The following is a 25,881-nucleotide window of genomic DNA, read 5'->3' on the forward strand; positions in this document are numbered from 1 at the left end:
TCTGATTACTCCTCAACTTTAACCATGTAGAAAACTTTGTTGATCATACCGCGCACGCACGGAGTATCTTCAAGTTCTACAGTGTGGTTGATTTTACGAAGGCCTAGACCTTTAAGACACGCTTTGTGCTTAGGTAGACGACCAATTGAGCTTTTAGTTTGAGTTACTTTAATAGTTGCCATGGTGTTCTTACTCCGAAATAGATTCAACAGTTAGACCACGTTTAGCAGCAACCATTTCTGGTGACTTCATGCTACCTAGTGCATCGATCGTTGCACGAACGATGTTGATAGGGTTCGTAGAACCGTATGCTTTAGATAGTACGTTGTGTACACCAGCAACTTCTAGTACTGCACGCATAGCACCGCCAGCGATAACACCAGTACCTTCTGCAGCAGGCTGCATGTAAACTTTAGAGCCCGAATGGCGACCTTTCACTGGGTGGTGAAGAGTGCCTTCGTTTAGCGCGATCGTAGTCATGTTACGACGTGCTTTTTCCATTGCTTTTTGAATCGCTGCAGGTACTTCACGAGCTTTGCCGTAACCGAAACCTACGCGACCGTTACCGTCACCAACTACTGTTAGTGCAGTGAAGCTCATGATTCGACCGCCTTTAACCGTTTTAGAAACGCGGTTAACTGCGATTAGCTTTTCTTGCAAATCATTCGCTTGAACTTGTTGTTCTTTAGCCATCTTCCAACCCTACCTTAGAATTTCAGACCAGCTTCGCGAGCAGATTCTGCTAGCGCCGCTACTCGACCGTGGTATTGGAAACCAGAACGATCAAATGCAACTGCTTCTACGCCTTTTTCAAGAGCGCGCTCAGCAATAGCTTTACCTACTGCTTTAGCTGCATCAACGTTACCAGTGTTCTTAACTTGCTCACGGATCGCTTTTTCTACAGTAGAAGCTGCTGCGATAACCTCAGAGCCGTTAGCTGCAATCACCTGTGCGTACACGTGACGAGGAGTACGGTGTACTACTAGGCGAGTTGCACCCAGTTCTGCAATCTTACGACGTGCACGTGTAGCACGACGGATGCGAGATGCTTTCTTATCCATAGTGTTACCTTACTTCTTCTTAGCTTCTTTAGTACGCACATTTTCATCTGCGTAACGAACACCTTTACCTTTGTAAGGCTCAGGCTCACGGTAAGAACGAATGTCAGCCGCAACCTGACCAACAAGTTGTTTGTCACAACCAGTGATCACGATTTCAGTTTGGCTTGGACACTCAGCTTTAATACCCGCTGGCAGCTCGTGCTCAACTGGGTGTGAGAAGCCTAGTGTTAGACCTACAGCGTTGCCTTTGATAGCAGCACGGTAACCAACACCTTTAAGAGTTAGCTTCTTAGTAAAGCCTTCAGTAACACCAACAACCATGTTGTTAACTAGAGCGCGAGCAGTACCTGCTTGTGCCCATGCGTTAACCACACCTTCGCGTGGACCGAAAGTAAGATTGTTTTCTTCCTGAGCTACAACTACAGCGTTGTTAAGAACGCGTGATAGTTCGCCTTTAGCACCTTTTACAGTGATTTCTTGGCCGTTTAGTTTCACCTCTACGCCAGCTGGAATAGCGACAGGTGCTTTAGCAACACGAGACATAATCTACTCCTATTACGCTACGTAAGCGATGATTTCACCACCAAGACCTGCTTTACGTGCAGCACGGTCTGACATAAGACCCTTGGAAGTTGAAACGATAGCAACACCAAGACCACCCATTACAGAAGGAAGTTCATCTTTCTTCTTGTAAACACGTAGACCTGGACGAGAAACACGTTTAAGTTGCTCGATTACTGGTTTAGCTTGGAAGTACTTAAGAGTAACTTCAAGCTCAGGTTTAACTTCGCCTTCAACAGCGAAATCAACGATGTAACCTTCAGCTTTTAGTAGTGCAGCAATTGCAACTTTAAGCTTTGAAGAAGGCATTTTAACAGCAACTTTGTTTGCTGCCTGACCGTTACGAACGCGGGTCAGCATATCCGAAATCGGATCTTGCATGCTCATATGATTTACTCCAAATGATTAAGTGGCAATTACCAGCTAGCCTTACGAAGTCCAGGAATCTCGCCTTTCATGCAAGCTTCACGAACTTTGATACGGCTTAGACCGAACTTACGTAGGTAACCGTGTGGACGACCAGTTTGGTTACAACGGTTGCGCTGACGAGATGCACTTGAATCACGTGGAAGAGATTGCAGTGTAAGAACCGCGTTCCAACGATCTTCTTCAGATGCGTTTACATCGCTGATGATAGCTTTAAGCGCTGCACGCTTTTCAGCGAACTTAGCTACAAGCTTTGCACGTTTTGCTTCACGTGCTTTCATTGAATTTTTAGCCATAACAGTAACCCTTCACCTTACTTACGGAATGGGAAGTTAAAGGCAGCCAGCAGAGCTCGGCCTTCCTCATCAGTACCAGCAGACGTCGTAATAGTGATGTCTAGACCGCGTACTTTATCAACTTTATCAAAGTCGATTTCCGGGAAGATGATTTGCTCGCGAACGCCCATGCTGTAGTTACCGCGTCCGTCAAAAGACTTAGCGCTAACGCCACGGAAGTCACGTACTCGTGGAAGAGCGATGTTAATCAAACGCTCAAGAAAATCCCACATACGTTCGCCACGCAAGGTTACTTTACAACCGATAGGGTAGCCTTCACGGATTTTAAAACCTGCAACAGATTTACGCGCTTTAGTGATAAGTGGCTTTTGACCAGAGATCGTTGCCATATCAGCTGCTGCGTTTTCTAGCAGTTTCTTATCGTTGATTGCTTCACCAACACCCATGTTTAGGGTGATTTTCTCGATTCTAGGGACTTGCATGACGCTTGTGTAGCTAAACTGTTTGGTCAGTTCAGCGACTACAGACGACTTGTAGTAATCATGCAGTTTCGCCATAGTAGAACTCCAAATTACTTCTATTAGTTAGAAACGATTTCGTTGTTAGATTTAAAGAAACGTACTTTCTTACCATCTTCAAAACGGAAACCGATACGGTCAGCTTTACCAGTAGCTGCGTTGAAAATCGCCACGTTAGAAACGTCGATTGCTGCTTCTTGCTCTACGATACCGCCTTGGATACCCATAGCTGGAACAGGTTTCTGATGTTTCTTAACTAGGTTGATACCTTCAACGATAACTTTACCAGTTGCTAGAACCTTAGTTACTTTACCTTTCTTGCCTTTGTCTTTACCAGCAAGAACGATTACTTCGTCATTACGACGGATTTTAGCTGCCATTTCTACGTGCTCCTTACAGAACTTCTGGAGCCAGTGAAACGATCTTCATGAACTTATCGCCACGAAGTTCACGCGTCACAGGGCCAAAGATACGTGTACCGATTGGTTGCTCAGTGTTGTCGTTCAACAATACACAAGCATTACGGTCGAAGCGAATGACAGAACCGTCTGGACGACGAACGCCTTTGCGAGTGCGCACAACAACCGCCTTCAGAACGTCACCTTTTTTAACTTTACCGCGAGGAATTGCTTCCTTCACAGTAACTTTGATAACGTCACCGATATGTGCATAACGGCGGTGTGAGCCACCCAGGACCTTAATACACATTACCTTGCGCGCGCCAGAGTTATCAGCTGCGTCAAGTGTACTTTGCATTTGGATCATTGTTAGTGCTCCGCTAAATATTAATAACTAGACCCATCACGGGTCGGGCTGCCTCTTTAAAAGGGACGCGAATTGTACCACCCTTTTTTGTGATTGGGTAGTCAAAAAATAAACGGCCCCAAAAATAATTTTGGAGCCGTTTAATTTCATAGAATTAGCTAAGATTAACCTTTAGCTTTTTCTAGAACTTTTACCAAAGTCCAAGACTTAGTCTTAGACAGTGGACGACACTCTGCGATTTCAACGCTGTCGCCTAGGCCACATTCGTTGTTCTCGTCATGTGCGTGTACTTTAGTCGTACGCTTTACGTATTTACCGTAAATTGGGTGTTTAACCATGCGTTCGATAGCAACAACGATAGACTTGTCCATCTTGTCGCTAACTACACGACCTTGTTGAGTACGTTTTACTTCGCTCATTATGCGCCTGCCTTCTCAGTCAAAACCGTTTTCACACGTGCGATATCACGGCGTACAGCTTTTAGAGTGTGAGTTTGCTGAAGCTGACCAGTTGCAGCCTGCATGCGCAGGTTGAACTGTTCACGTAGCAAATTCAATAGCTCTGCGTTAAGCTCTTCAACGCTTTTTTCGCGTAGATCTTGTGCTTTCATCACATCACCTGCTTAGTTACAAATGTAGTTTTGAATGGCAGTTTACGTGCCGCTAGGCGGAACGCTTCACGTGCCAATTCTTCAGGTACACCACCCATTTCGTACATAACCTTACCAGGTTGGATTTGGGCTACCCAGTACTCAACGTTACCTTTACCCTTACCCTGACGAACTTCAAGTGGTTTTTCTGTGATAGGCTTGTCTGGGAACACACGGATCCAGATTTTACCTTGACGCTTAACGTGACGTGTCATTGCACGACGTGCCGCTTCGATTTGACGAGCAGTTAGACGACCACGGCCAGTAGCTTTAAGACCGAATTCGCCGAAGCTTACATCAGTACCTTTAGCTAGACCACGGTTACGACCTGTCTGAACCTTACGGAACTTAGTACGTTTAGGTTGTAGCATCTGTCGACTCCTTACTTACGGCCTTTGCGCTGCTTCTTAGGCTTATCGCCTTTAGGCTCTACAGCGTTAGCTGCAGGCATACCGCCAAGAATCTCACCTTTGAAGATCCAAGTCTTAATGCCGATCACACCGTATTGAGTGTGAGCCGAAGAAGTTGCGTAATCAATGTCAGCACGTAGAGTGTGTAGAGGTACACGACCTTCACGGTACCACTCAGAACGTGCAATTTCAGCGCCGCCTAGACGACCGCTTACTTCTACCTTGATGCCTTTAGCGCCTAGACGCATAGCGTTTTGTACCGCGCGCTTCATAGCACGACGGAACATAACACGACGCTCTAGCTGAGACGCGATGCTGTCACCAACAAGCTGTGCATCAAGCTCAGGTTTACGTACTTCAGCGATGTTAATCTGCGCTGGTACACCTGCGATTTTAGCTACAGCTGCACGTAGTTTCTCTACGTCTTCACCTTTCTTACCGATTACTACGCCTGGACGAGCAGTGTGAATAGTCACACGGATGCTCTTAGCAGGACGCTCGATAACGATGCGTGAAAGTGATGCTTTTTTCAGTTCACTTGTAAGGAACTGACGTACCTTGAAGTCGCCGTCTAGGTTGTCAGCGAAATCTTTGGTGTTAGCAAACCATGTAGCATTCCAAGGCTTAACGATGCCTAGACGAATACCATTAGGATGTACTTTTTGACCCATTGCTTACTCTCCTAGTCTCTTAGCGATCTGCTACAACAACAGTGATGTGGCTTGAACGCTTCAAGATACGATCCGCACGACCTTTAGCACGAGGCATAATACGCTTCATGATAGGGCCTTCATCTACGAAGATTTTTGCGACATTTAGATCGTCAATATCTGCGCCTTCATTGTGCTCCGCGTTAGCGATAGCAGACTCTAGAACTTTCTTGATTAGTTCAGCAGCTTTTTTGTTGCTGAAAGTCAGGATTTCTAGAGCTTGGTCTACAGATTTTCCACGAATTTGATCCGCAACTAAGCGTGCTTTCTGAGGCGAAATGCGAGCAAAGTTATGTTTAGCTAGTGCTTCCATCATCTACTCCTTAACGCTTCTTAGCTTTCTTATCCACGACATGGCCGCGGTAAGTACGTGTTGGTGCGAATTCGCCCAGTTTGTGACCGATCATTTCTTCAGTTACAAATACTGGTACGTGCTGACGACCATTATGGACAGCGATGGTCAAACCGATCATCGTAGGGATGATCATTGAACGACGGGACCAAGTCTTAATAGGCTTCTTGTCTCCGCTTTCCACCGCTTTCTCTACCTTCTTCAGCAAGTGTAGGTCAATAAAAGGACCTTTCTTGAGAGAACGTGGCATGGCGATTCCTCTTTATATAGATTACTTGTTACGACGACGTACGATGTACTTGTCAGTGCGTTTGTTCTTACGAGTCTTAAAGCCTTTAGTTGGCTGACCCCATGGTGAAACTGGGTGACGGCCACCAGAAGTACGACCTTCACCACCACCGTGTGGGTGGTCTACTGGGTTCATCACAACACCACGAACGGTTGGACGAACACCGCGCCAGCGGTTAGCACCAGCTTTACCAAGTTCACGTAGCATGTGCTCAGAGTTACCAACTTCACCGATTGTTGCACGGCCTTCAGAAAGTACTTTGCGCATTTCGCCAGAACGTAGACGGATAGTTACGTATGCACCGTCGCGAGCAACGATTTGAGCATAAGCACCAGCCGAACGAGCTAGCTGACCACCTTTACCAGGCTTAAGTTCAACGTTGTGTACAGTTGAACCTACTGGGATGTTACGCATTGGAAGAGTGTTACCAACTTTGATTGGTGCATCAACACCAGATTGGATAGCATCACCTGCGTTAACACCTTTAGGTGCTAGGATGTAACGACGCTCACCGTCTGCGTACAGAACTAGAGCGATGTTAGCGCTACGGTTTGGATCGTATTCAAGACGCTCAACTTTCGCTGGGATACCGTCTTTAGTACGTTTGAAGTCAATTACACGGTAGTGGTGCTTGTGACCACCGCCGATGTGACGTACTGTGATACGACCGTTGTTGTTACGACCACCGTTCTTAGAGTTTTTCTCTAGAAGTGGTGCGTATGGCTTGCCCTTGTGTAGGTCAGCGTTAACAACTTTAACAACGTGACGACGACCAGGGGAAGTCGGCTTACATTTAACAATAGCCATTTTTACTACTCCTGTTATTCCGCGCCGCCAACGAAGTCAAGATCTTGACCTTCTTTCAGAGTAACGTACGCTTTCTTAACGTCGCTGCGGCGACCTTGGCGTAGACCCTGACGTTTGGTCTTACCCTTAGTGATAAGAGTATTTACAGACTTAACTTCAACTTCAAATAGCTTTTCTACAGCTGCTTTGATCTCTTTTTTAGTTGCATCTTTAGCTACTTTGAAAACGATAGTATTCGCTTTCTCAGCTGCCATAGTTGCTTTTTCAGAGATGTGCGGTGCACGTAGAACTTTTAGGATACGCTCTTCAGTGATCATGCTAGCATCTCCTCTACTTGTTTAACTGCATCAGCAGTAATTACAACTTTGTCGAACGCAATTAGAGAAACTGGGTCAATACCAGCTACGTCACGTGCGTCAACTTTGTATAGGTTACGAGCAGCTAAGAATAGGTTCTCATCTACTTCGCTAGTCACGATTAAAGCGTCAGTTAGCTCAAGCTCTTTAAGCTTAGCAACTAGTTCTTTAGTCTTTGGTGCTTCTACTGAGAAGTTATCAACAACGATTAGACGCTCTTGACGAACTAGCTCAGAAAGAATGCTCTTCATAGCACCACGGTACATTTTTTTGTTTACTTTTTGGCTGTGATCTTGTGGTTTCGCAGCAAAAGTAACACCACCTGTACGCCAGATTGGGCTACGGATTGTACCAGCACGTGCACGGCCAGTACCTTTTTGACGCCATGGCTTAGCGCCACCGCCAGAAACTTCTGAACGTGTTTTCTGAGCACGAGTACCTTGACGAGCACCTGCTGCGTATGCAACAACTACTTGGTGTACAAGAGCTTCGTTAAACTCACGTCCGAAAGTAGTTTCGGAAACAGTTAGTGCATCAGCACCTTTAACCATTAGTTCCATTACTTACTCCTGAGACGTTATGCTTTAATAGCTGGTTTAACGATCACGTTACCGCCAGTCGCGCCTGGTACTGCACCTTTAATAAGAAGCAGATTGCGCTCAGCGTCAACACGTACGATCTCTAGGTTTTGAGTCGTTACACGCTCAGCACCCATGTGACCTGCCATTTTCTTGCCTTTAAATACGCGACCTGGAGTTTGACATTGGCCAATAGAACCAGGAGCACGGTGAGACAATGAGTTACCGTGAGTCATATCTTGAGTACGGAAGTTCCAACGCTTAACAGCGCCTTGGAAACCTTTACCCTTAGATGTACCAGTAACGTCTACTTTCTTAGTATCGTTGAATAGTTCAACTGTTAGCTCAGCGCCAACTGCGAACTCTTCACCGTTTTCCAAACGGAATTCCCAAAGACCACGACCAGCTTCAACACCAGCTTTAGCAAAGTGACCTGCTTCTGCTTTGTTTACGCGGTTAGCTTTCTTTGCACCAGTAGTTACCTGGATTGCTGCGTAGCCGTCAGTTTCTACAGTACGAACCTGAGAAACACGGTTAGCTTCAACCTCAACAACTGTTACTGGGATAGAAACGCCGTCTTCAGTAAATACGCGGGTCATGCCCACTTTACGACCGATTAGACCAATCATTCTTCTAATCTCCCTTAACCTAGGCTAATTTGAACGTCAACGCCCGCAGCAAGGTCTAGACGCATTAGAGCATCAACAGTTTTGTCTGTTGGCTCAACGATGTCGATTAGACGCTTGTGAGTACGAATTTCGTACTGGTCACGTGCTTTCTTGTTAACGTGTGGAGAGATAAGAACTGTGAAACGCTCTTTACGAGTAGGTAGTGGGATTGGACCACGAACCTGTGCGCCTGTGCGCTTAGCTGTTTCAACGATTTCCGCTGTAGAAGCATCGATTAGTTTGTAATCGAAAGCTTTTAGGCGGATACGGATACGTTGGTTCTGCATGAGACAGAGCTCCAATATTAAAAATTACACAAACAATATCGCCACTCAGACTCGTGAAGACGAGAGAATGTACGATTGATTTATGTGAAACCGTAACTTCCAAGATTAGGAAGTATTGTCAGTTAATTTTCGATTAACTACCCCTATGTACCAGAATCACGTCTGGGGATAGTTATTCCGAAGAATAAGTAGCTAATTGTATTAACCGCGAACATAAGCTGAGTCTACATTACCTAAAAAATCCGTAGATTTATTAGCTCCTCTTCGCTCATTGGTTCACAACTGGCTTAACCAGTGCGACGCATTATACAGATCACAGTTTTTCATGCAAGTGCTGTTTGAAAAATAAACGAGAGTTTTTCTAAGTCGCTGATTGTATGCGCTATGGACGCTGAGTAAATAAAAAGCGCAGATTGAATGAACAACCTGCGCTTCGTAACTTTTAGTTATTTATCTATTAAGCGAGGCGCTGACGTACTGCTTCAAATAGACATACGCCTGATGCTACCGATACGTTTAAGCTTGATACACTGCCTGCCATCGGGATCTTAATCAGGTCATCACAAGTTTCACGAGTCAGGCGTCGCATACCGTCACCTTCTGCACCCATAACGATTGCAAGCGAGCCCGTTAACTTAGCTTGGTAGATGTCATGCGTTGCTTCACCCGCTGTTCCAACAAACCACACACCCTGTTCTTGCAGTGCGCGCATGGTACGAGCTAGGTTAGTTACACGCACTAGAGGTACGGTTTCAGCCGCACCACATGCTACTTTACTAACTGTTGCAGTAATATTCGCTGATTTATCTTTTGGTACGATAACCGCAGCAACCCCTGCTGCATCTGCGTTACGTAGACAAGCACCCAAGTTATGTGGGTCCGTCACGCCATCAAGCACTAGCAGAAGTGGTGACTCATGCTGCGCAAGAATGTCATCTAAGTCATTTTCGTTTAGCTGCTTAGCTGGCTTTACGCGAGCCATAATACCTTGGTGATTTGCACCGCGTGCTTTGTCATCCAATGTTTTACGTGTCATTTGTTGAATCGATACACCGCATACCTGTAAGTCATTCAGGATTGGCATTAGGCGATCATCTTGACGGCCTTTTAGTACGAACGCTTCAATGAAACGCTCTGGCTCACGCTCTAATACTGCTTTAACTGCGTGAATACCGTAGATAAATTCGTTACTCATTTAAAAACCTGTTTCGTTTAACGCTTACTGCGCGGGTTTATTTGGGCGCTTCGCTTTCTTAGGTTTAGCACCTGGCTTTTTCTTACGAGCCTTAGTGACTTTAGGCTTCTTCGCCGGACCTTTCGCCTCTGGCTTTTCAGGGCGTTTGGTTGGCTCTACCTCTGGGCTCGCTTTGCGGCCTTTACCTTTAGTTGCCGCGCGTTTTTTCTCTTTGGCTTTTCTCTTTGCCTCTGCCGCACGTTTCTTAGCGGTCTTTCCTTCGCCGCGTAGCTTACGACTTGTTTCGACTAATTCAAAGTCAATTTGGCGATCGTTTAAGTTAACGGACAGTACCTTCACTTTAACCGCATCACCTAGACGATAGATTGCCCCAAAGCTTTCACCGATAAGTCTTTGACCAATCGGGTCAAATTGATAGTAGTCATTCGCCAGCGCTGAGATGTGAACCAATCCATCTATATGAAGTTCATTTAAGCGTACAAAGAAACCAAAGCCGGTTACGTTGGCAATAACCCCATCTAACTCTTCACCGACGTGGTCTTGCATGTACTCACACTTAAGCCAATCTGACACTTCACGAGTCGCATCGTCTGCACGGCGCTCTGTCATTGAACACTGCTCACCGTAGAAGTCCATATCATCAAACGAGTAATGGTAACCACCGGTTGGTGTCCAACGGTCTTTAACTGTGCCATTCTCTTTCGCGATCAAGTATTTGATAGCGCGGTGCAATAGTAAATCTGGGTAACGACGAATTGGCGAGGTAAAGTGCGCATAGCGTTTGAGTGCTAAGCCAAAGTGACCACAGTTATCTGCGTTATACACCGCTTGCTTCATTGAGCGCAGCAGCATGATCTGAATCAGCTCTTTATCTTGGCGTTCAGCAATCTGCTTAACTAAATCAGCATAGTCCGTCGGTGACGGTTCAAGTCCACCGTTTAGGTGCAAACCTAACTCGCCGAGGAAATCACGGAAACCTTGCAGGCGTAATTCTCCTGGCGTTTCATGGATACGATACAGAGCCGCGGCTTTGGCTTTTTCGACAAGTGATGCAGAAGCGATGTTCGCTAAGATCATGCACTCTTCGATCAGTTTATGTGCATCGTTACGAATCACAGGCTCAATACTGTCAATCTTACGCTCGGCATTGAAGATAAACTTGGTTTCCACCGTTTCAAACTCAATCGCACCACGATTATCACGTGCATGTTTCAGAACTTTATACATGCTGTGCAACTCTTCTAGGTGAGGCACTAGCTTGTGGTAACGCATACGAAGCTCTTCGTTACCTTCTAAAATATCGTGTACCTTGTTGTAAGTCAGGCGAGCATGCGAGTTCATTACTGCTTCATAGTGTTTGTAGCCAGACAGCTTACCTGTTTCAGAAACCGTCATCTCACACACCATACACAAACGATCCACTTGTGGGTTAAGCGAACAAAGCCCGTTCGACAACACCTCTGGTAACATAGGAACGACTTGAGATGGGAAGTAAACCGAGTTACCACGGTTAATCGCTTCTTTATCGAGTGCAGAATCAGGGCGAACGTAGTAGCTCACATCCGCAATCGCAACCCATAAACGCCAACCACCGCCTTTCTTCTTCTCACAGTAAACAGCATCATCAAAGTCACGAGCGTCTTCGCCATCTATCGTAACCAGTGGCAGTTCACGTAGATCGACACGCCCTATTTTTGCCTCTTCAGGTACTTCTTCTGTCAGATCGGCAACTTGCTTTGTGACCGCTTCTGGCCACTCATGAGGGATCTGGTGAGTACGAATCGCGATTTGTGTTTCCATCCCCGGCGCCATATTCTCACCAAGTACTTCAACCACTTTACCCATCATGCCTCGTGAGCGTGAACCACGATCGGTGATTTCAATCACGACAACGTTACCCATACGTGCCCCAGCACGAAGCTCATTTGGGATAAGAATATCTTGGCTGATTCGAGAGTCATCAGGCACAACATAAGAGTAACCATACTCAAGGAAAAAACGTCCAACAATTTGCGTAGTGCGCTCTTCGAGTACACGTACCAGTCGACCTTCCTTTCGACCGCGTTTTGAATTGTCTGTCGGCTGAACTAAAACATAATCACCGTGGATGATGTTCTTCATCTGGTGATGAGGCAGAACGATGTCGTTATCTTTGCCGACACTTCCTTCAGGACGTACCCAGCCATGACCGTCTTTGTGGCCAATAACATAGCCTTTCACCATTTCGAGTTTTTCAGGCAGTGCGTAACATTGACGACGCGTAAACACCAATTGACCATCACGCTCCATCGCACGAAGACGACGACGCAGACCTTCATAATGATCTTCACCAGAAAGCTTGAGTGCCTCAAATAGGTCATTGCGATTCATCGGAACCCCAGCTTGAGTGAGGAACTCTAGAATGAACTCTCGGCTTGGGATCGGGTTTTCATAGTTTTCCGATTCACGAGCCGCAAATGGGTCGTTATGGGTATTGTCTGACATAGGCGTGCCTATTAAAGAAGGAAGGAATTAAATCTAGTATATCTGACTCCATGTTTAAGCTACAGGTAAGTCGACTTAAAATCGTGTTTTTTCAGCGGCTTTTTCATAACTTGGCATCTCCTTTAACATTCCATTACACCATACGATTAAGATCACACTTTAATGCAACTGATGAAGCAAACGATTGCAGAAGGTAAATTAACAAGTATGATTCAGGAAAATTTTACTTTCCCTTTTACTACAGGTAATTCCTATGAGTATGAAACGTACACTACTAGCAACGGCTATCGCTGGTCTTGGTCTGTTCTCACTATCCGCTTCAGCGGCAGAAAAAGCTGATCTAATGATTACAGACGCTATGGTTCTAACAATGAACCAAGATAAAACCGTTTATGAAAGCGGGACTGTGGTAGTAAAAGGTAACAAGATTATTGCCGTTGGTGATGAGTTACTAGAGAAGCAGTACGACGCAAAGAAAGTACTGGATGTAGATGGTGACATCGTCATGCCAGGCTTGATCAACACGCATACTCACGTTTCTATGACCGTGTTCCGTTCTTTGGCGGATGACGTGCCAGATCGTCTACACCGTTACATCTTCCCACTGGAAGCAAAGCTTGTTTCTCGTGACATGGTTCGTATTGGCGCAAACCTTGGTAACGTTGAAATGGTTAAAGGTGGCGTAACGACTTATGCCGACATGTACTACTTTGAAGATGAAGTCGCAAAGACCGTTGATAAGATTGGTATGCGCGCTGTTCTTGGTGAAACCGTTATTAAGTTCCCGGTAGCTGACGCTGCCAATGCAGAGGAAGGTATCAAATACGCATTGAACTTCATTGAAGAGTACAAAGATCACCCGCGTATTACACCAGCATTTGCTCCGCACGCACCTTACACAAACACCACTGAGATCCTGCAGAAAGTTGCAAAGCTGTCTCTTGAGCACGATGTGCCTGTCATGATTCACTTAGCAGAATCTCATCGTGAAGAAGAGAAGATCGCCAAACGTGCTGATGGGCTTTCGCCAGTACAGTACATGCACAGCATCGGTGCTCTAAACCAGAACCTAGTCGGCGCACACATGATTCTAGTGGATGATAAAGATATCGAACTAGTGAAAGAGTCAAATATGGGCGTCGCACACAACATGAGTGCAAACATCAAATCTGCAAAAGGCGTTTCTCCAGCCCTTAAAATGTACGATGAAGATGTACGTATCGGTCTAGGTACAGATGGCCCAATGTCAGGTAACACATTGAGCACAATTGATGAGTTCAACCAAGTGGCAAAAGTGCATAAACTAGCGAACAAAGACCGCGCGGCTATGCCACCAATTAAAGTCATCGACATGGCAACCATGGGCGCTGCTAAAGCACTTCATATGGAAGATAAGATTGGCTCTCTTGAAATTGGTAAGCTTGCTGACATCATCGTTGTTGATACTAAAGCACCAAACATGGTACCCGTTTACAACCCATACTCTGCATTGGTTTATTCAGCTAACTCAGGTAACGTTAAGCACACAATCGTTGATGGTAAGATGCTCATGAAAGACCGTGAGATGCTGACGGTTGATGAAGATGCCATCCGCGAAGAAGCACTAGAATTTACTAAAGTCGTTCGTCAAACCGTAATCGACGCAGGTGAAGTGGTTCAATAATCCACTGTTAGAAAAACCAACTCGTAGATAAAACAATGCCCAGCAAGTGCTGGGCATTTTTGTCTCTGAGCTTAGATAAACCAAAGTGCAGTTCGGTTTACAATGCTTGTTACCAGAAGGTATCGCGCCTTTTCGCTCTAGCGATGATGTTTTGAGGCATTCGCCTTTCCAAACCTTGGCGCAGTACACTGATTCTTTTGTGAGTACGCTTATCGCCAGTAACGGAATTATACAGCCAGCGGTAGGCATCTTCGTAATCTAACGGGCTTCCGTAGTCACGCAACAATAACTCGGCTAAATGAATACGTGCATTGAGGTTCCCCATCGCCGCCGCTTCACGCAGGTAAGGAATTGCACGCTCTTTGTCTTGCTGCACAATCGTGCCGCGAGAGTAGTATCGTCCAATCTGTTCTAACGCCGCAGGTAAACCTTGGTGGGCTGCGTTTTCCATGTAGTAAAGCCCTAGCTCTACGTCTTGTTCAACACACACTCCCCACGCCAGCATATCACCATACAAAAATTCGTAAGCAGGTAGGCTAATGCGTGTCGCACGAGCCACGATATCTTCCACAAGCTGACAACTGTCCGCTTGAACGCGTTCTAAATGTTGATTGTTGTTGATAAGTTTAATTAGTTCCGCTTCGGTATAGATGGGCACCGGCTCACCAATATCAGGCGCTTCATTTGCCTGAACCATGGAAGCACTCAATGCCAATACCATCGAAGCCGCTAATCTTCTTAGCTTCATTGTCTGCACTCTTAACTTCGAATTATCAACACCACTGTTCAACTCTTTGAGCCGTTTCAGCAACGTTATTTGTGCCACTCTATTGTGGCAAGCTTGAAAGTTATATCGGCAACCAGTGCTAACTCTTTAATCAAAATTGCCGCTTTCTGGCAAATTGTTGCCGTAAGCAGTTCAGATCGCAAGGAAAAAAAATGAAAAAAAAGCCAGCGTTAGACGCTGGCTTTTCAAAGACTTTAACAATCAATCATTAAGCACTGTATGGGTGAACTTTGATGATTGTTTCGTTACGGTCTGGACCTGTAGAGATGATATCTACTGGTACACCTGTTAGTTCTTCGATACGCTTGATGTAGTCAAGAGCAGCTTGCGGAAGCGCGTCGATTGACTTAGCACCAAAGGTAGTCTCAGACCAACCTGGCATTGTTTCGTAGATTGGCGTTGCTTCTTCGAAAGACTCAGCAGCCATTGGAGAAACTTCTAGGATAGCGCCATCTTTCATCTTGTAACCAGTACAGATCTTGATCTCTTTAAGACCATCAAGAACGTCTAGTTTAGTTAGACACATACCTGTTAGAGAGTTGATTTGGATTGCACGGCGCATTGCCACTGCATCGAACCAACCTGTACGACGTAGACGACCAGTTGTTGCACCAAACTCGTGGCCAACATCTCCTAGGTGCTTACCTACAGGATCTTGCTTGTCTAGACCATCGTAAAGTTCTGTTGGGAATGGACCTGAGCCAACACGAGTACAGTAAGCCTTAGTGATACCAAGGATGTAACCAATGTGACGAGGACCGAAACCAGAACCTGCAGCAACACCACCAGCAGTCGTGTTAGAAGAAGTTACGTATGGGTAAGTACCGTGGTCGATATCTAGTAGAGTACCTTGAGCGCCTTCGAACATGATCTTGTCGCCGCGCTTACGTGCTGCGTCTAGTTCGTCAGTTACGTCCATAACCATTGAAGTTAATAGCTCTGCGTAACCCATGCATTGCTCAAGTACTTCTTCGTAGCTTACTGTTTCAGCTTTGTAGAAGTGCTCTAGTTGGAAGTTATGGAATTCCATTACTTCTTTTAGCTTCTCAGCGAACATCTCTTTATCGAAAAGATCGCCAACACGTAGACCGCGACGAGCAACTTTATCTTCGTATGCTGGACCGATACCACGACCTGTTGTACCGATAGCTTTCGCGCCACGAGCGATTTCACGCGCGTTGTCGATAGCGATGTGGTACGGAAGAATTAGAGGACAAGCTTCAGAAACGAAAAGACGCTCGCGTACTGGGATACCGCGCTCTTCTAGAGGCTTCATTTCTTTAAGAAGTGCTTCAGGCGATAATACAACGCCGTTACCGATAACACATTTTACGTTATCACGTAGGATGCCTGATGGAATTAAGTGAAGAACGGTTTTTTCACCGTCAATTACTAATGTGTGGCCTGCATTGTGACCGCCTTGGTAGCGAACCACATATTTTGCATCTTCAGTTAAAAGGTCAACAATTTTACCTTTACCTTCGTCACCCCATTGGGTGCCTAGAACGACTACGTTATTTCCCATCTTTCCAGTTCTGATTGCTAGTTAAAAATGGATTCTAGCACTGAATCACATTTCTTGCAGTCATTTTTTAATCATGCAAGTGTAATATGATGCGAATCCACATTGAGCTGAAGCTAAGCCGAAATAAATCAGCCCGTTAGTTTTGTCTTTGGCGATATCTGCTGTAGATGTGCTACTCGTCAGTATATATTTTAACGGTCAGAATACCGTTAGGATCGATGCCCGCTCGATACATGCCTGAACTGTTCATCGCAAAATGCTGCTCACCCTGAGCATCGATAGCGATCAAACCACCTTCACCGCCCATCTCTTTTAGATCTCCCTGAATGACGGTCTCACTAGCGGTATGTACATCTTCTTTCAGGTAGCGCATTCTTGCTGCCACATCTCCTGCAACCGTTTTACGAATAAAGTATTCACCCATACCTGTTGTTGAAACCGCCACGTTCCCATTCTCAGCGTAAGTGCCTGCACCGATAATGGAAGAGTCACCAACACGACCATACTTTTTATTCGTTACACCGCCTGTACTTGTCGCCGCGGCCAAGTTGCCATGCTGGTCGAGCGCAACCGCACCGACCGTACCGTACTTTTTGTCATCCGGATATTTTGATTCAGATAACGCAAAGAGCCCTTTCTCTTTCATTGACTGCAACTGTTCATAGCGGCGGTCGGTAAAGAAATAATCTTGCTCAGTGAACTCATAACCGTTGGTGAAAGCAAACTCTTCTGCACCTTCTCCAATTAAAAGCACATGCTCACTTTTTTTCATCACATCACGTGCTAACTCAATTGGGTTTTTGATATGGCGCACGCCAGCAATCGCACCAGCGTCCAACGTTTTACCATGCATAACGGAAGCATCCATCTCGACCATCTCTTTGTTGGTCAAAACCGATCCTTTACCAGCGTTAAAATTAGGTGAGTCTTCTAGCACTTTGACCGCAGCGACTACTGCGTCTAATGCATCCCCCGATTGTTGAAGCAATTCGTATCCCGCTCGAACTGACTTCTCTAGATCCGTTAATATCGAAGCTTTGAGCTCTTCGCTCATCTGCTCGCGTAAAATAGTGCCAGCGCCGCCATGGATAGCAATTGAAAAAGGTTGGCTCACACAACGCTCCTGTTGTTTATCTTTAAGCAAATAACACCGTATAAAAGCAAAAAGCGCAAGTTGATCTCTCAACTTGCGCTTTCAACAGTGAATAGAGGCTAGAATTTAGCGTCTAAAACTCTCTATTAGTGAGAACCACAGCTACCGCCACCGCAGCAGCCGTCTTTTTTCTCTTCACCGTGGTCGTGACCTTCGCCACCACAACAGCCGCCTTCGTGATCGTGGTCATGACCACAACCGCCAGCTTGGTGAACGTGACCGTGCTCAATCTCGTCTGCTGTCGCTTCACGTAGCGCAACAACTTCAACGTCAAACGTTAGAGTGTGGCCAGCTAGCATGTGGTTGCCATCAACAACAACTTCGTCGCCGTCAACTTCTGTTACTTCTACGGGGATTGGTCCTTGGTCTGTATCCGCTAGGAAACGCATACCTTCCACAATCTCATCAACACCTTGGAATACATCTGCAGGAACACGCTGAACTAGAGCATCGTTGTGCTCACCGTACGCTTCTTCTGGAGATACAGTTACAGAGAACTTAGCGCCCGCTTCCTTGCCTTCTAGTGCAGTTTCCAGACCTGTGATTAGGTTGTTGTTGCCGTGAAGGTAATCTAGAGGTGCTTCAGTTGTTGATTGGTCAACAACAACACCGTCTTCTAGTTTTACTTGGTAAGCAAGACTTACTACTACGTTCTTTTCAATTTTCATATTTACTCCAAGGAGAATAAAAGACCGCAGTCAGTGCTACGGTCGTTAACTTTCTACAGGGGTATTATGGGGATGATTTGGAGAAACTCAATCAATCCGGCTTAAAAATACCGATCATTTCTTGTGCATTGTGGTCGGTTTTGTTTACAGATTCTGGCTTACGCTGATCTTGATGACCACACTCCACACACTCAACTAACTCAATGTTGTTCTCTATCCACCAGCGAAGTGTGTCTTGCTGAGCACACTTAGGGCAGCTGGCCCCTGCGATAAATCGTTTTTTCATGGTACAACTCTATTGGATTAATCCCAGAAGTTCTTTGCTTGTTGATCGTTTTCTATTTCACGACCAAATATCTCTTCCAGTTCTTTACGGGCTTCTTTGGCTCTTTGGGCCAATTGTTTATCATCACTATGCTGAGGTAACAGCTCTTTGAGCATAGCATTATCTAATTTTCTAAAATGCGCTTCAGCTCGCTTTGCTTGATATGGGTGCATGCCTAAATCAACCAATGCTTGGCGACCTAAATCGAGTGCTCCTAAGAAGGTCTCTCGTGAATAGCTCTCTACGCCGTGGCTTAATAACTGATACGCTTCAACACGACTACGCGCACGAGCAAGCAACTTCAAATTTGGGAAGTGAGTCTGACAAAGCTCGATAATTTGCATGATTTCATCTGGTGAATCGGTACAGATGATCATCGCTTCTGCTTTATCGGCTCCAGCCGCCCTTAATAGATCAACTTGAGTCGCATCACCATAAAACACTTTGTAACCATACTTCCTAAGTAGCTGGATTTGGCTTGCATCACTTTCAAGAACCGTCACTTTGATCTTATTGGCGTACATCAAACGGCCTATGATCTGTCCAAAACGACCAAAGCCTGCAATGATCACTCGAGGCTGTTTGTTGATGATGTCACTTCTTACTTCTTCACTTGTGCCTGCATTTAGGCCGCGTGCATACCACTTGCTTTGAGCCATCAAAAGCAATGGCGTGGTCACCATAGACAAGCTAACGACGACCAAAAGAAAAGCCGTCTGCTCTGAATCAAGTAACCCTTCGGTTGCAGCTGCAGTAAAGATAACGAAAGCAAACTCACCACCTTGGCTCAATATCGCCGCCATCTTACTGCGCGATTTAGGGCCGCTACCTGCAATCCGCGCCAAGATGTAAAGAATCATCCCTTTGACAATGACCAAGCCCACTACCGCTGAAATCACCTCAAAAGGTTGCAGTGCTAATAGGCCTAAGTTGACCGCCATGCCGACCGCGATAAAGAACAGGCCAAGTAACAGCCCTTTAAAAGGTTCGATGGCAATTTCTAGCTCATGTCGATATTCACTTTCAGCCAGAAGTACCCCGGCCAAGAAAGTCCCCAACGCCATCGATAGGCCGAGCTGTTTCATCATCAAGGCAATACCGATGACCAGCAGCAGCGCCGCGACCGTAAACAACTCTCGCACACCACTTAATACGACATAACGAAATAACGGTCTTAATAAGAAGTGACCGCCGACAAGCAGGCCACCAACACCGCCCAACATCCATAACGCATCAAGCCAATCCCCTGCGGTATTACCCGCAAGGACAGGCAGTATCGCCAGCATTGGGATCACCGCGATATCTTGAAACAGCAGTACCGCAAAACCTGACTGACCCGTTTCGCCACCGGCTAAGCCTTGCTCTTCAATAACTCGTAGTGCAATCGCTGTGGAGGAAAGAGCCAGCCCCATTCCGATCACTAAGCTCGTTTGCCAGCTGGTTCCAGCAAGGTAAGCCACGCTCGCCAAGACTAAGGTTGTCACCACCACTTGGGCGCCACCTAAACCGAGGATCGGCCCTCGCATCGCAAATAACTTTTTAGGGTTCAGCTCTAAGCCAATTAAGAACAGCAGTAAAACCACGCCAAACTCGGCGAAGTGCAAAATCGCTTCAACATCTCGAATCAGACCTAAGCCCCACGGGCCGATAGCCACACCCGCCAATAGGTAACCCAGCACAGAGCCCAGCCCTAAACGCTGAGCTAAAGGAACAGCAACAACAGCGGCAGTCAGAAAGATTGCACTGCTTTGTAAAAAATCACTCTCAAGCGCCATGCTCACCTCCTAACTCCTGCGGATAAGCATAAAGGGGATCATTCAACCACTGGCGATAGAACTCAGCATGTTGATAGCGCTCCATCTCGGAGACATTGCGAGCCCAATACAGTACTAAAGGCTCAATCCAATGCATTTGGCACAATGCAGCTGTGAGCTCGAAAGGTTGAAGGATCTCTGATAAAGGATAGCGGTTATAGCCCGCTTTACTAAAGGCGTCTTCTTTACCGCCTGTCGTAATCACGCTGCGCCAATGCTTCCCTTTCAGCGCTTCTCCCTTACCAAAGGCGAAACCTTTACCTAATACTCGATCCAACCACTCTTTTAACAAGGCAGGACAAGAGTACATATAGAGAGGGTGATGAAAGACGATCACATCGTGCTCATTAAGAAGTTGATGTTCTGCGCTGACATCAATAAAGAAGTCTGGATAGTGGGCATAAAGATCATGCACCGTGACATGCTCAAGCGATTCGATCTTCTTGAGCATCATTTGATTGGCGACTGAGTCACGCGATTCAGGGTGAGCGTAAAGCACCAGCACTTTAGGTTTATCGGACAGTGAAGTCTGCATTCCTTGGACAGCAATCCTTATATTATTCATAGCCGTGTACGATTGTTTTTGTTGTAATTTATCGTTATCAGTTTGTTATACGTTGTTAGCCATCATAACGCAACGATCGACATAAACAGATAACTGCCCTACTATTCGACGCAATACGAGCAAAGACAAAGCAAAAGATTATGATTACCTTCTCTGGCATCCAGCTTCTTCGTGGTGGAAAACCGCTATTGGATCAAGCTTCCGCTACTATTCACCCAGGCGATAAAGTGGGTCTTGTGGGCAAAAACGGTTGTGGTAAATCCACCCTATTCGCCCTAATTAAAGATGAACTTTCTATTGATGCGGGCAACTTTAGTAAACCTGCGCATTGGGAATTAGCTTGGGTTGCACAGGAAACGCCAGCGCTTGAACGCAGTGCAATTGAATATGTCATTGATGGTGATCGTGAGTACCGTGCTTTAGAAGCCGACCTATCCAAAGCCGAAGAGCAAGACAACGGCACGCTTGTGGCTGAGATTCACGGCAAGATCGAAACCATCGGTGGTTACAGCATTCGCGCACGCGCTTCTGAGCTGCTAGATGGTTTAGGTTTTAGCCAAGAGCAAATGAGCTGGAACCTGACTCAATTCTCAGGTGGCTGGCGCATGCGCCTGAACTTAGCTCAAGCTCTGCTTTGCCGCTCTGATCTATTGCTACTCGATGAACCGACCAACCACTTAGACTTGGATGCGGTTATGTGGCTCGAACGCTGGCTACAAAACTACCCCGGCACACTTGTTTTGATCTCTCACGATCGTGACTTTTTAGACCCGATCGTCGGCCGTATTATTCATGTTGAGAATCAAGAGCTCAATGAGTACACCGGTAACTACTCATCGTTTGAAGATCAACGCGCTCAGAAGCTGATCCTTCAACAAGCTCAATTTGAGAAGCAGCAGAAACAGATGTCGCACATGCAAAGCTACATTGATCGTTTCCGCTACAAGGCATCAAAAGCACGCCAAGCTCAAAGTCGCATCAAAGCACTGGAGCGCATGGAAAAAGTGCTACCTGCTCAGCTGGATAACCCATTTAGCTTCCAGTTCCGCGATCCTGATGCTCTGCCAAACCCAATCATCATGATGGACGAAGTCTCAGCAGGCTATGATGACAACCTGATTCTCGAGAAGATTCGCCTTAACTTGGTACCAGGCAGCCGTATCGGTCTTCTTGGACGCAATGGCGCAGGTAAATCGACCCTCATTAAGCTGCTCTCGCGTGAGTTGAACCCTCAAGGCGGTGATCTGACTTATTCTCAAGGGGTAAAGATTGGATACTTTGCTCAGCACCAGTTAGAGACACTGCATCCAGAAGAGACACCACTGCAACACATGATGCAAATCGCGCCTGATAAGAACGAGCTTGAGCTACGTAACTATTTAGGTAGCTTTGGTTTCCAAGGTGATAAAGCGCTCGAGAAAGTGGCACCCTTTTCAGGGGGTGAAAAAGCGCGTCTCGTATTGGCACTGGTCGTATGGCAAAAACCGAACTTGCTGCTACTCGATGAGCCAACCAACCACTTGGACCTCGATATGCGTCAAGCCCTCACCATGGCACTGCAAACCTTCGAAGGGGCGATGGTGATTGTCTCGCACGATCGTTATCTACTGCGCGCAACGACCGATGATCTGTATCTAGTTCACGACCGCCAAGTCGCTCCATTTGATGGTGACCTCAATGATTACTATAAGTGGCTGACTGAGCAGCAAAAAGCGGAGCGTAAAGAAGCGCAAGCATCGCAACCTGCAAAAGAGACCACCAACAGTGCTGCTGCGAAAAAAGACCAAAAGCGCCGTGAAGCAGAATTCCGTAAACAGACCGCTCCTCTTCGCAAAAACCTGACAAAACTTGAAGAAAAAATGGATAAGTTGGGTAGCCAATTAGCTGAGGCCGAAACGCAATTGTCCGATAACTCACTTTATGATGCCGAAAATAAAGCTAAACTTAATCAAGTACTGGCTGTTCAGGCGAACAGTAAAAGTGAACTTGAAGACGTTGAAATGGAGTGGATGGCTCTACAAGAAGAACTAGAACAGATGGAACAGGAGTTCAACAGCCTATGAGTTCAAAGCACGTCACGATTTCCCTAACACTGGAACGTTTATGGCAATTCAGTTTGCAATACTACAGTGTGCGTGAAGTGAAAGAGGCGTGCTTGAATCTGCAAAACCAGTTCAAAGGTAATGTAAACCTGCTGCTACTGCTTAAATGGCTCGACGAGCAGCAGGTATGCTTTCAAGAACAGGACTGGCACCGTGTTGAAGAGTGTCTTGGCCGATCAGAAGCGCTATTACTGAGCTACCGAGAGCTAAGACGTAAACTCAAGTCTCACGTGACAGACACCCTTTACCGCGAATCTCTTCAGTTTGAATTGCAGCTAGAAAAGCAGCAGCAATCTGACTTAGTTGACTGCATCAACAGCATCCAACTGGAAGTGAATCACGGTGAACCACTCACTCTGCGTTACTGCCGCCAATTGGGTGGTGAACAACTCTACAGTTCATTTGCCCAGCCCATCGATAATATTGCCAACCTCTAGCTTAGAGACTGCCTATGACTCAATTTGTTGCCGCTAAAGGATTAGCGAACCCACACCTGCAAACCCTAGCTCCGCGCTTTATCCGCAAGAAAGCGTTGTTTGAACCGATTTGGCAAACGCTCGACACGCCTGATGGAGACTTCTTAGACATTGCATGGAGTGAGGAGGTTGAGAACTCGGATACAAGCAAACCTATCTTTGTTCTCTTTCATGGCTTAGAAGGATGTTTCTACAGCCCATACGCCAATGGATTAATGAACGCGTTTGCCAAACAAGGCTGGCTTTCCGTCATGATGCACTTTAGAGGCTGTAGCGGTAAACCGAATAAACTGGCTCGCGCTTACCACTCTGGTGAAGTGGAAGATGCCCGTTTCTTCCTCGAACATTTGAACCAACGTTTTCCAAACCAAACCAAGGTCGCGGTCGGGATCTCGCTGGGTGGCAATATGCTGGCGAACTATTTAGCCAAATACAGCGATGAACCACTACTCGATGCAGCGACAATTGTGTCAGCTCCTTTTGACCTTTCGGCTTGCTCGGAACGGATCGAACAAGGGTTCTCTAGGCTTTACAAAAACTATCTGCTTTCATCTCTGAAAAAGAGCGCGCTGCAAAAACACCAGCTACTCAAAGGAAAACTAGGGCTCAATTATCACAACATTAAGCGAGTCACTAAGCTGTATGAGTTTGATGATTTGATCACAGCGCCATTGCATGGTTTTAAAGATGCGGAAGATTACTATCAGCAATGCTCTGGGATTCATCGCTTAAAAGAGATCAAACTGCCGACTCAGATCATTCACGCCAAAGACGATCCTTTCATGACTGATGCGGTGATCCCAAAGTATGTGTTGCCAGATAACATCGACTATCGCTTGTTTGAGCAAGGTGGTCATGTTGGCTTTGTCACAGGCAGTGCGATTAAACCGAGATTCTGGTTAGAAGAGGCGCTTCCTGCCTACTATGAAAGTTTGGCAGATACGGCATAATACGCGGGTATTTTCACGAACATAAAAGACAGAGGTATTTATGATCGTTCCATGGCAACAAATCGACTCAGACACTCTAGACAATCTCATCCGAGAATTTGTCCTGCGCGAAGGTACTGACTACGGTGACGTCGAGATATCAACCCAAGACAAAGTCGACCAAATTCGCTCTCAACTTGAGTCTGGCGAGGCGGTTGTGGTCTTTTCTGAACTGCACGAAACCGTCGATATTCAACTCAAGCAGCGTTTTTAAGTTTTAAAACACATCATGCAGTGACGGCAATAGAAAGCATGATATAGTGCGCATTGAAAACAGGAACGTTACTCACAGACAAGGTTTGTCATGTCCGCAAAACACCCTATTATCGCCGTTACTGGTTCCTCTGGTGCTGGTACTACTACGACTTCAGAAGCTTTCCGTAAGATGTTCAATATGATGAACGTCAAACCCGCTTGGGTTGAAGGCGATAGCTTCCACCGCTTTACTCGCCCAGAAATGGACGTCGAGATTCGCAAAGCGCGTGAACAAGGTCGCCACATTAGCTACTTTGGTCCACAGGCCAATGATTTTGGCGGTCTAGCTGAGTTCTTCCGTAAGTATGGTCAAGAAGGTATCGGGCAGGTTCGTAGCTACTTACACACCTTTGATGAGGCTGTGCCTTACAATCAAATGCCCGGCACATTCACACCTTGGCAAGACCTACCAGAAAACTCAGATGTCCTTTTTTATGAAGGATTGCATGGTGGTGTGGTCGATGGTGATGTCAACGTCGCTCAACATGTCGATTTTCTGATTGGTATGGTACCGATTGTAAACCTTGAGTGGATTCAGAAGTTTGTTCGTGACACTCGCGATAGAGGCCACTCTCGTGAAGCCGTTATGGATTCAATCGTTCGCTCAATGGACGATTATCTCAACTATATCACTCCTCAATTTTCACGTACTCACATTAACTTTCAGCGTGTCCCGACCGTTGATACATCAAACCCTCTTAATGCAAAAGGCATCCCTAGCTTAGATGAGAGTTTCGTCGTCATTCGCCTACGTGGTATCAAAAATGTCGACTTCCCATATCTTCTGGCGATGATTGATGGTTCATTTATGTCCCGTCACAACACCATTGTTGTCCCTGGTGGCAAGATGAGTTTTGCAATGGAGTTGATTGTGCGCCCTATCCTTCAACAGCTGATTGAAACTGGCAAAATTGGTTAAGGCTCAGGCGTAGAACACGATTACTTTTCATACCGTGATCATGTGCACAGTTTTGCGTAGTAAATACACCGTACGACCCGATTAAAATCAAGAAATCGTTTTCGAAAAAGGATACTATTTCAAACCGAAACACAAGTTAGCTTGCAGCATTTGTAAAGTGCTCTTATCCTAGTAAGCCAATTTAAGGCTTCGCTAAAATATGGAAAGCGGCAAGCGTACCCTGCAGAG

The 25,881-nt window shown here is 46.0% G+C and carries 35 protein-coding genes; 6 read left to right on the forward strand and 29 right to left on the reverse strand.

Features of this window, described 5'->3' with window-relative positions; all coding sequences use genetic code 11:
• Positions 1-5 precede the first annotated feature (5 nt).
• From rpmD to rnr, 22 genes are all read right to left on the reverse strand, one after another.
• Positions 6-182, reverse strand: coding sequence for a 50S ribosomal protein L30 (rpmD, locus tag F0231_RS13270; RefSeq protein WP_006963207.1), 177 nt, complete (start codon positions 180-182; stop codon positions 6-8).
• Positions 183-189: 7 nt separating this feature from the next.
• Positions 190-693: a 30S ribosomal protein S5 gene (rpsE, locus tag F0231_RS13275; RefSeq protein WP_004745894.1), complete on the reverse strand. Its 504-nt coding sequence runs from the start codon at positions 691-693 to the stop codon at positions 190-192.
• A 14-nt stretch (positions 694-707) separates the two neighbouring features.
• On the reverse strand, positions 708-1,061 hold the full coding sequence (gene rplR / locus F0231_RS13280) for a 50S ribosomal protein L18 (protein ID WP_171760206.1): 354 nt from the start codon (positions 1,059-1,061) through the stop codon (positions 708-710).
• Between the two features lie 9 nt (positions 1,062-1,070).
• Positions 1,071-1,604, reverse strand: coding sequence for a 50S ribosomal protein L6 (rplF, locus tag F0231_RS13285; RefSeq protein WP_138972782.1), 534 nt, complete (start codon positions 1,602-1,604; stop codon positions 1,071-1,073).
• Between the two features lie 12 nt (positions 1,605-1,616).
• Positions 1,617-2,009: a 30S ribosomal protein S8 gene (gene rpsH / locus F0231_RS13290; RefSeq protein ID WP_053438824.1), complete on the reverse strand. Its 393-nt coding sequence runs from the start codon at positions 2,007-2,009 to the stop codon at positions 1,617-1,619.
• Positions 2,010-2,038: 29 nt separating this feature from the next.
• The gene (gene rpsN / locus F0231_RS13295) at positions 2,039-2,344 is read right to left on the reverse strand and encodes a 30S ribosomal protein S14 (protein ID WP_004410442.1); all 306 of its coding nucleotides are present in this window, start codon (positions 2,342-2,344) and stop codon (positions 2,039-2,041) included.
• Between the two features lie 17 nt (positions 2,345-2,361).
• Positions 2,362-2,901, reverse strand: a complete 540-nt coding sequence (gene rplE / locus F0231_RS13300) for a 50S ribosomal protein L5 (RefSeq protein ID WP_004410443.1) — start codon at positions 2,899-2,901, stop codon at positions 2,362-2,364.
• Positions 2,902-2,924: 23 nt separating this feature from the next.
• Complete coding sequence (rplX, locus tag F0231_RS13305) at positions 2,925-3,242, reverse strand: 50S ribosomal protein L24 (RefSeq protein ID WP_004410445.1); 318 nt, start codon at positions 3,240-3,242, stop codon at positions 2,925-2,927.
• A gap of 13 nt (positions 3,243-3,255) precedes the next feature.
• Positions 3,256-3,627 (reverse strand): 50S ribosomal protein L14, encoded by a 372-nt coding sequence (rplN, locus tag F0231_RS13310; RefSeq protein WP_004745883.1) that lies wholly within the window; start codon positions 3,625-3,627, stop codon positions 3,256-3,258.
• Between the two features lie 164 nt (positions 3,628-3,791).
• Positions 3,792-4,046, reverse strand: a complete 255-nt coding sequence (gene rpsQ, locus F0231_RS13315; RefSeq protein ID WP_171760207.1) for a 30S ribosomal protein S17 — start codon at positions 4,044-4,046, stop codon at positions 3,792-3,794.
• Positions 4,046-4,237: a 50S ribosomal protein L29 gene (rpmC, locus tag F0231_RS13320; protein WP_004410456.1), complete on the reverse strand. Its 192-nt coding sequence runs from the start codon at positions 4,235-4,237 to the stop codon at positions 4,046-4,048. Before rpmC ends, rpsQ begins: the two co-directional genes overlap by 1 nt.
• A complete protein-coding gene (gene rplP / locus F0231_RS13325) occupies positions 4,237-4,647 on the reverse strand; it encodes a 50S ribosomal protein L16 (RefSeq protein WP_004410459.1) in 411 nt (136 codons plus the stop codon). Before rplP ends, rpmC begins: the two co-directional genes overlap by 1 nt.
• Before the next feature lie 11 nt (positions 4,648-4,658).
• Positions 4,659-5,357, reverse strand: a complete 699-nt coding sequence (rpsC, locus tag F0231_RS13330) for a 30S ribosomal protein S3 (RefSeq protein WP_005383161.1) — start codon at positions 5,355-5,357, stop codon at positions 4,659-4,661.
• 19 nt (positions 5,358-5,376) lie between these two features.
• Positions 5,377-5,709, reverse strand: coding sequence for a 50S ribosomal protein L22 (gene rplV, locus F0231_RS13335; protein WP_004410462.1), 333 nt, complete (start codon positions 5,707-5,709; stop codon positions 5,377-5,379).
• 10 nt (positions 5,710-5,719) lie between these two features.
• Entirely contained in the window at positions 5,720-5,998 is a 279-nt protein-coding gene (gene rpsS, locus F0231_RS13340; RefSeq protein ID WP_004745876.1) for a 30S ribosomal protein S19, read from the reverse strand.
• Positions 5,999-6,019: 21 nt separating this feature from the next.
• Positions 6,020-6,844, reverse strand: a complete 825-nt coding sequence (gene rplB / locus F0231_RS13345) for a 50S ribosomal protein L2 (protein ID WP_171760208.1) — start codon at positions 6,842-6,844, stop codon at positions 6,020-6,022.
• A 14-nt stretch (positions 6,845-6,858) separates the two neighbouring features.
• Positions 6,859-7,161 carry a 50S ribosomal protein L23 gene (rplW, locus tag F0231_RS13350; protein WP_004398471.1) on the reverse strand — a complete coding sequence of 101 codons (303 nt, stop codon included), beginning with the start codon at positions 7,159-7,161 and terminating at the stop codon, positions 6,859-6,861.
• On the reverse strand, positions 7,158-7,760 hold the full coding sequence (rplD, locus tag F0231_RS13355; protein ID WP_004745875.1) for a 50S ribosomal protein L4: 603 nt from the start codon (positions 7,758-7,760) through the stop codon (positions 7,158-7,160). The genes rplW and rplD overlap by 4 nt, the downstream gene beginning before the upstream one ends.
• A gap of 17 nt (positions 7,761-7,777) precedes the next feature.
• Positions 7,778-8,407, reverse strand: a complete 630-nt coding sequence (rplC, locus tag F0231_RS13360; RefSeq protein WP_171760209.1) for a 50S ribosomal protein L3 — start codon at positions 8,405-8,407, stop codon at positions 7,778-7,780.
• Between the two features lie 14 nt (positions 8,408-8,421).
• Complete coding sequence (gene rpsJ, locus F0231_RS13365; RefSeq protein ID WP_004410492.1) at positions 8,422-8,733, reverse strand: 30S ribosomal protein S10; 312 nt, start codon at positions 8,731-8,733, stop codon at positions 8,422-8,424.
• A gap of 457 nt (positions 8,734-9,190) precedes the next feature.
• Positions 9,191-9,928 (reverse strand): 23S rRNA (guanosine(2251)-2'-O)-methyltransferase RlmB, encoded by a 738-nt coding sequence (rlmB, locus tag F0231_RS13370; RefSeq protein ID WP_171760210.1) that lies wholly within the window; start codon positions 9,926-9,928, stop codon positions 9,191-9,193.
• 24 nt (positions 9,929-9,952) lie between these two features.
• Complete coding sequence (gene rnr, locus F0231_RS13375; RefSeq protein ID WP_171760211.1) at positions 9,953-12,412, reverse strand: ribonuclease R; 2,460 nt, start codon at positions 12,410-12,412, stop codon at positions 9,953-9,955.
• Between the two features lie 253 nt (positions 12,413-12,665).
• On the opposite strand from rnr, the gene F0231_RS13380 reads away from it, so the two are divergent.
• Complete coding sequence (locus F0231_RS13380; RefSeq protein WP_171760212.1) at positions 12,666-14,075, forward strand: amidohydrolase; 1,410 nt, start codon at positions 12,666-12,668, stop codon at positions 14,073-14,075.
• Between the two features lie 109 nt (positions 14,076-14,184).
• Here F0231_RS13380 and F0231_RS13385 read toward each other — a convergent pair whose 3' ends face one another.
• From F0231_RS13385 to kefG, 7 genes are all read right to left on the reverse strand, one after another.
• Complete coding sequence (locus tag F0231_RS13385; protein ID WP_171760213.1) at positions 14,185-14,823, reverse strand: tetratricopeptide repeat protein; 639 nt, start codon at positions 14,821-14,823, stop codon at positions 14,185-14,187.
• 247 nt (positions 14,824-15,070) lie between these two features.
• Positions 15,071-16,387, reverse strand: a complete 1,317-nt coding sequence (locus F0231_RS13390; RefSeq protein WP_171760214.1) for an adenylosuccinate synthase — start codon at positions 16,385-16,387, stop codon at positions 15,071-15,073.
• A gap of 172 nt (positions 16,388-16,559) precedes the next feature.
• Positions 16,560-17,501: an isoaspartyl peptidase/L-asparaginase gene (locus F0231_RS13395; RefSeq protein WP_171760215.1), complete on the reverse strand. Its 942-nt coding sequence runs from the start codon at positions 17,499-17,501 to the stop codon at positions 16,560-16,562.
• Positions 17,502-17,626: 125 nt separating this feature from the next.
• Positions 17,627-18,208, reverse strand: coding sequence for a peptidylprolyl isomerase (gene slyD, locus F0231_RS13400; RefSeq protein WP_171760216.1), 582 nt, complete (start codon positions 18,206-18,208; stop codon positions 17,627-17,629).
• Positions 18,209-18,299: 91 nt separating this feature from the next.
• On the reverse strand, positions 18,300-18,494 hold the full coding sequence (locus tag F0231_RS13405; protein ID WP_171760217.1) for a YheV family putative zinc ribbon protein: 195 nt from the start codon (positions 18,492-18,494) through the stop codon (positions 18,300-18,302).
• A gap of 17 nt (positions 18,495-18,511) precedes the next feature.
• The gene (gene kefB, locus F0231_RS13410) at positions 18,512-20,308 is read right to left on the reverse strand and encodes a glutathione-regulated potassium-efflux system protein KefB (RefSeq protein ID WP_171760218.1); all 1,797 of its coding nucleotides are present in this window, start codon (positions 20,306-20,308) and stop codon (positions 18,512-18,514) included.
• Positions 20,298-20,882 (reverse strand): glutathione-regulated potassium-efflux system ancillary protein KefG, encoded by a 585-nt coding sequence (kefG, locus tag F0231_RS13415; RefSeq protein WP_171760265.1) that lies wholly within the window; start codon positions 20,880-20,882, stop codon positions 20,298-20,300. Before kefG ends, kefB begins: the two co-directional genes overlap by 11 nt.
• A 170-nt stretch (positions 20,883-21,052) precedes the next feature.
• On the opposite strand from kefG, the gene F0231_RS13420 reads away from it, so the two are divergent.
• The 5 genes from F0231_RS13420 to F0231_RS13440 all read left to right on the forward strand — a co-directional run bounded on the left by F0231_RS13420 (position 21,053) and on the right by F0231_RS13440 (position 25,653).
• Positions 21,053-22,975: an ABC transporter ATP-binding protein gene (locus F0231_RS13420; RefSeq protein ID WP_171760219.1), complete on the forward strand. Its 1,923-nt coding sequence runs from the start codon at positions 21,053-21,055 to the stop codon at positions 22,973-22,975.
• Positions 22,972-23,451, forward strand: coding sequence for a TIGR02444 family protein (locus F0231_RS13425; protein WP_171760220.1), 480 nt, complete (start codon positions 22,972-22,974; stop codon positions 23,449-23,451). The genes F0231_RS13420 and F0231_RS13425 overlap by 4 nt, the downstream gene beginning before the upstream one ends.
• Positions 23,452-23,465: 14 nt before the next feature.
• The gene (locus tag F0231_RS13430; protein ID WP_171760221.1) at positions 23,466-24,440 is read left to right on the forward strand and encodes a hydrolase; all 975 of its coding nucleotides are present in this window, start codon (positions 23,466-23,468) and stop codon (positions 24,438-24,440) included.
• Positions 24,441-24,480: 40 nt separating this feature from the next.
• Entirely contained in the window at positions 24,481-24,693 is a 213-nt protein-coding gene (locus tag F0231_RS13435) for a YheU family protein (protein ID WP_171760222.1), read from the forward strand.
• A 90-nt stretch (positions 24,694-24,783) separates the two neighbouring features.
• Positions 24,784-25,653, forward strand: a complete 870-nt coding sequence (locus F0231_RS13440; protein WP_171760223.1) for a phosphoribulokinase — start codon at positions 24,784-24,786, stop codon at positions 25,651-25,653.
• Positions 25,654-25,881 lie beyond the last annotated feature (228 nt).

It is taken from the genome of Vibrio sp. RE86 (genome assembly GCF_013114545.1).
Lineage (GTDB): Bacteria > Pseudomonadota > Gammaproteobacteria > Enterobacterales > Vibrionaceae > Vibrio.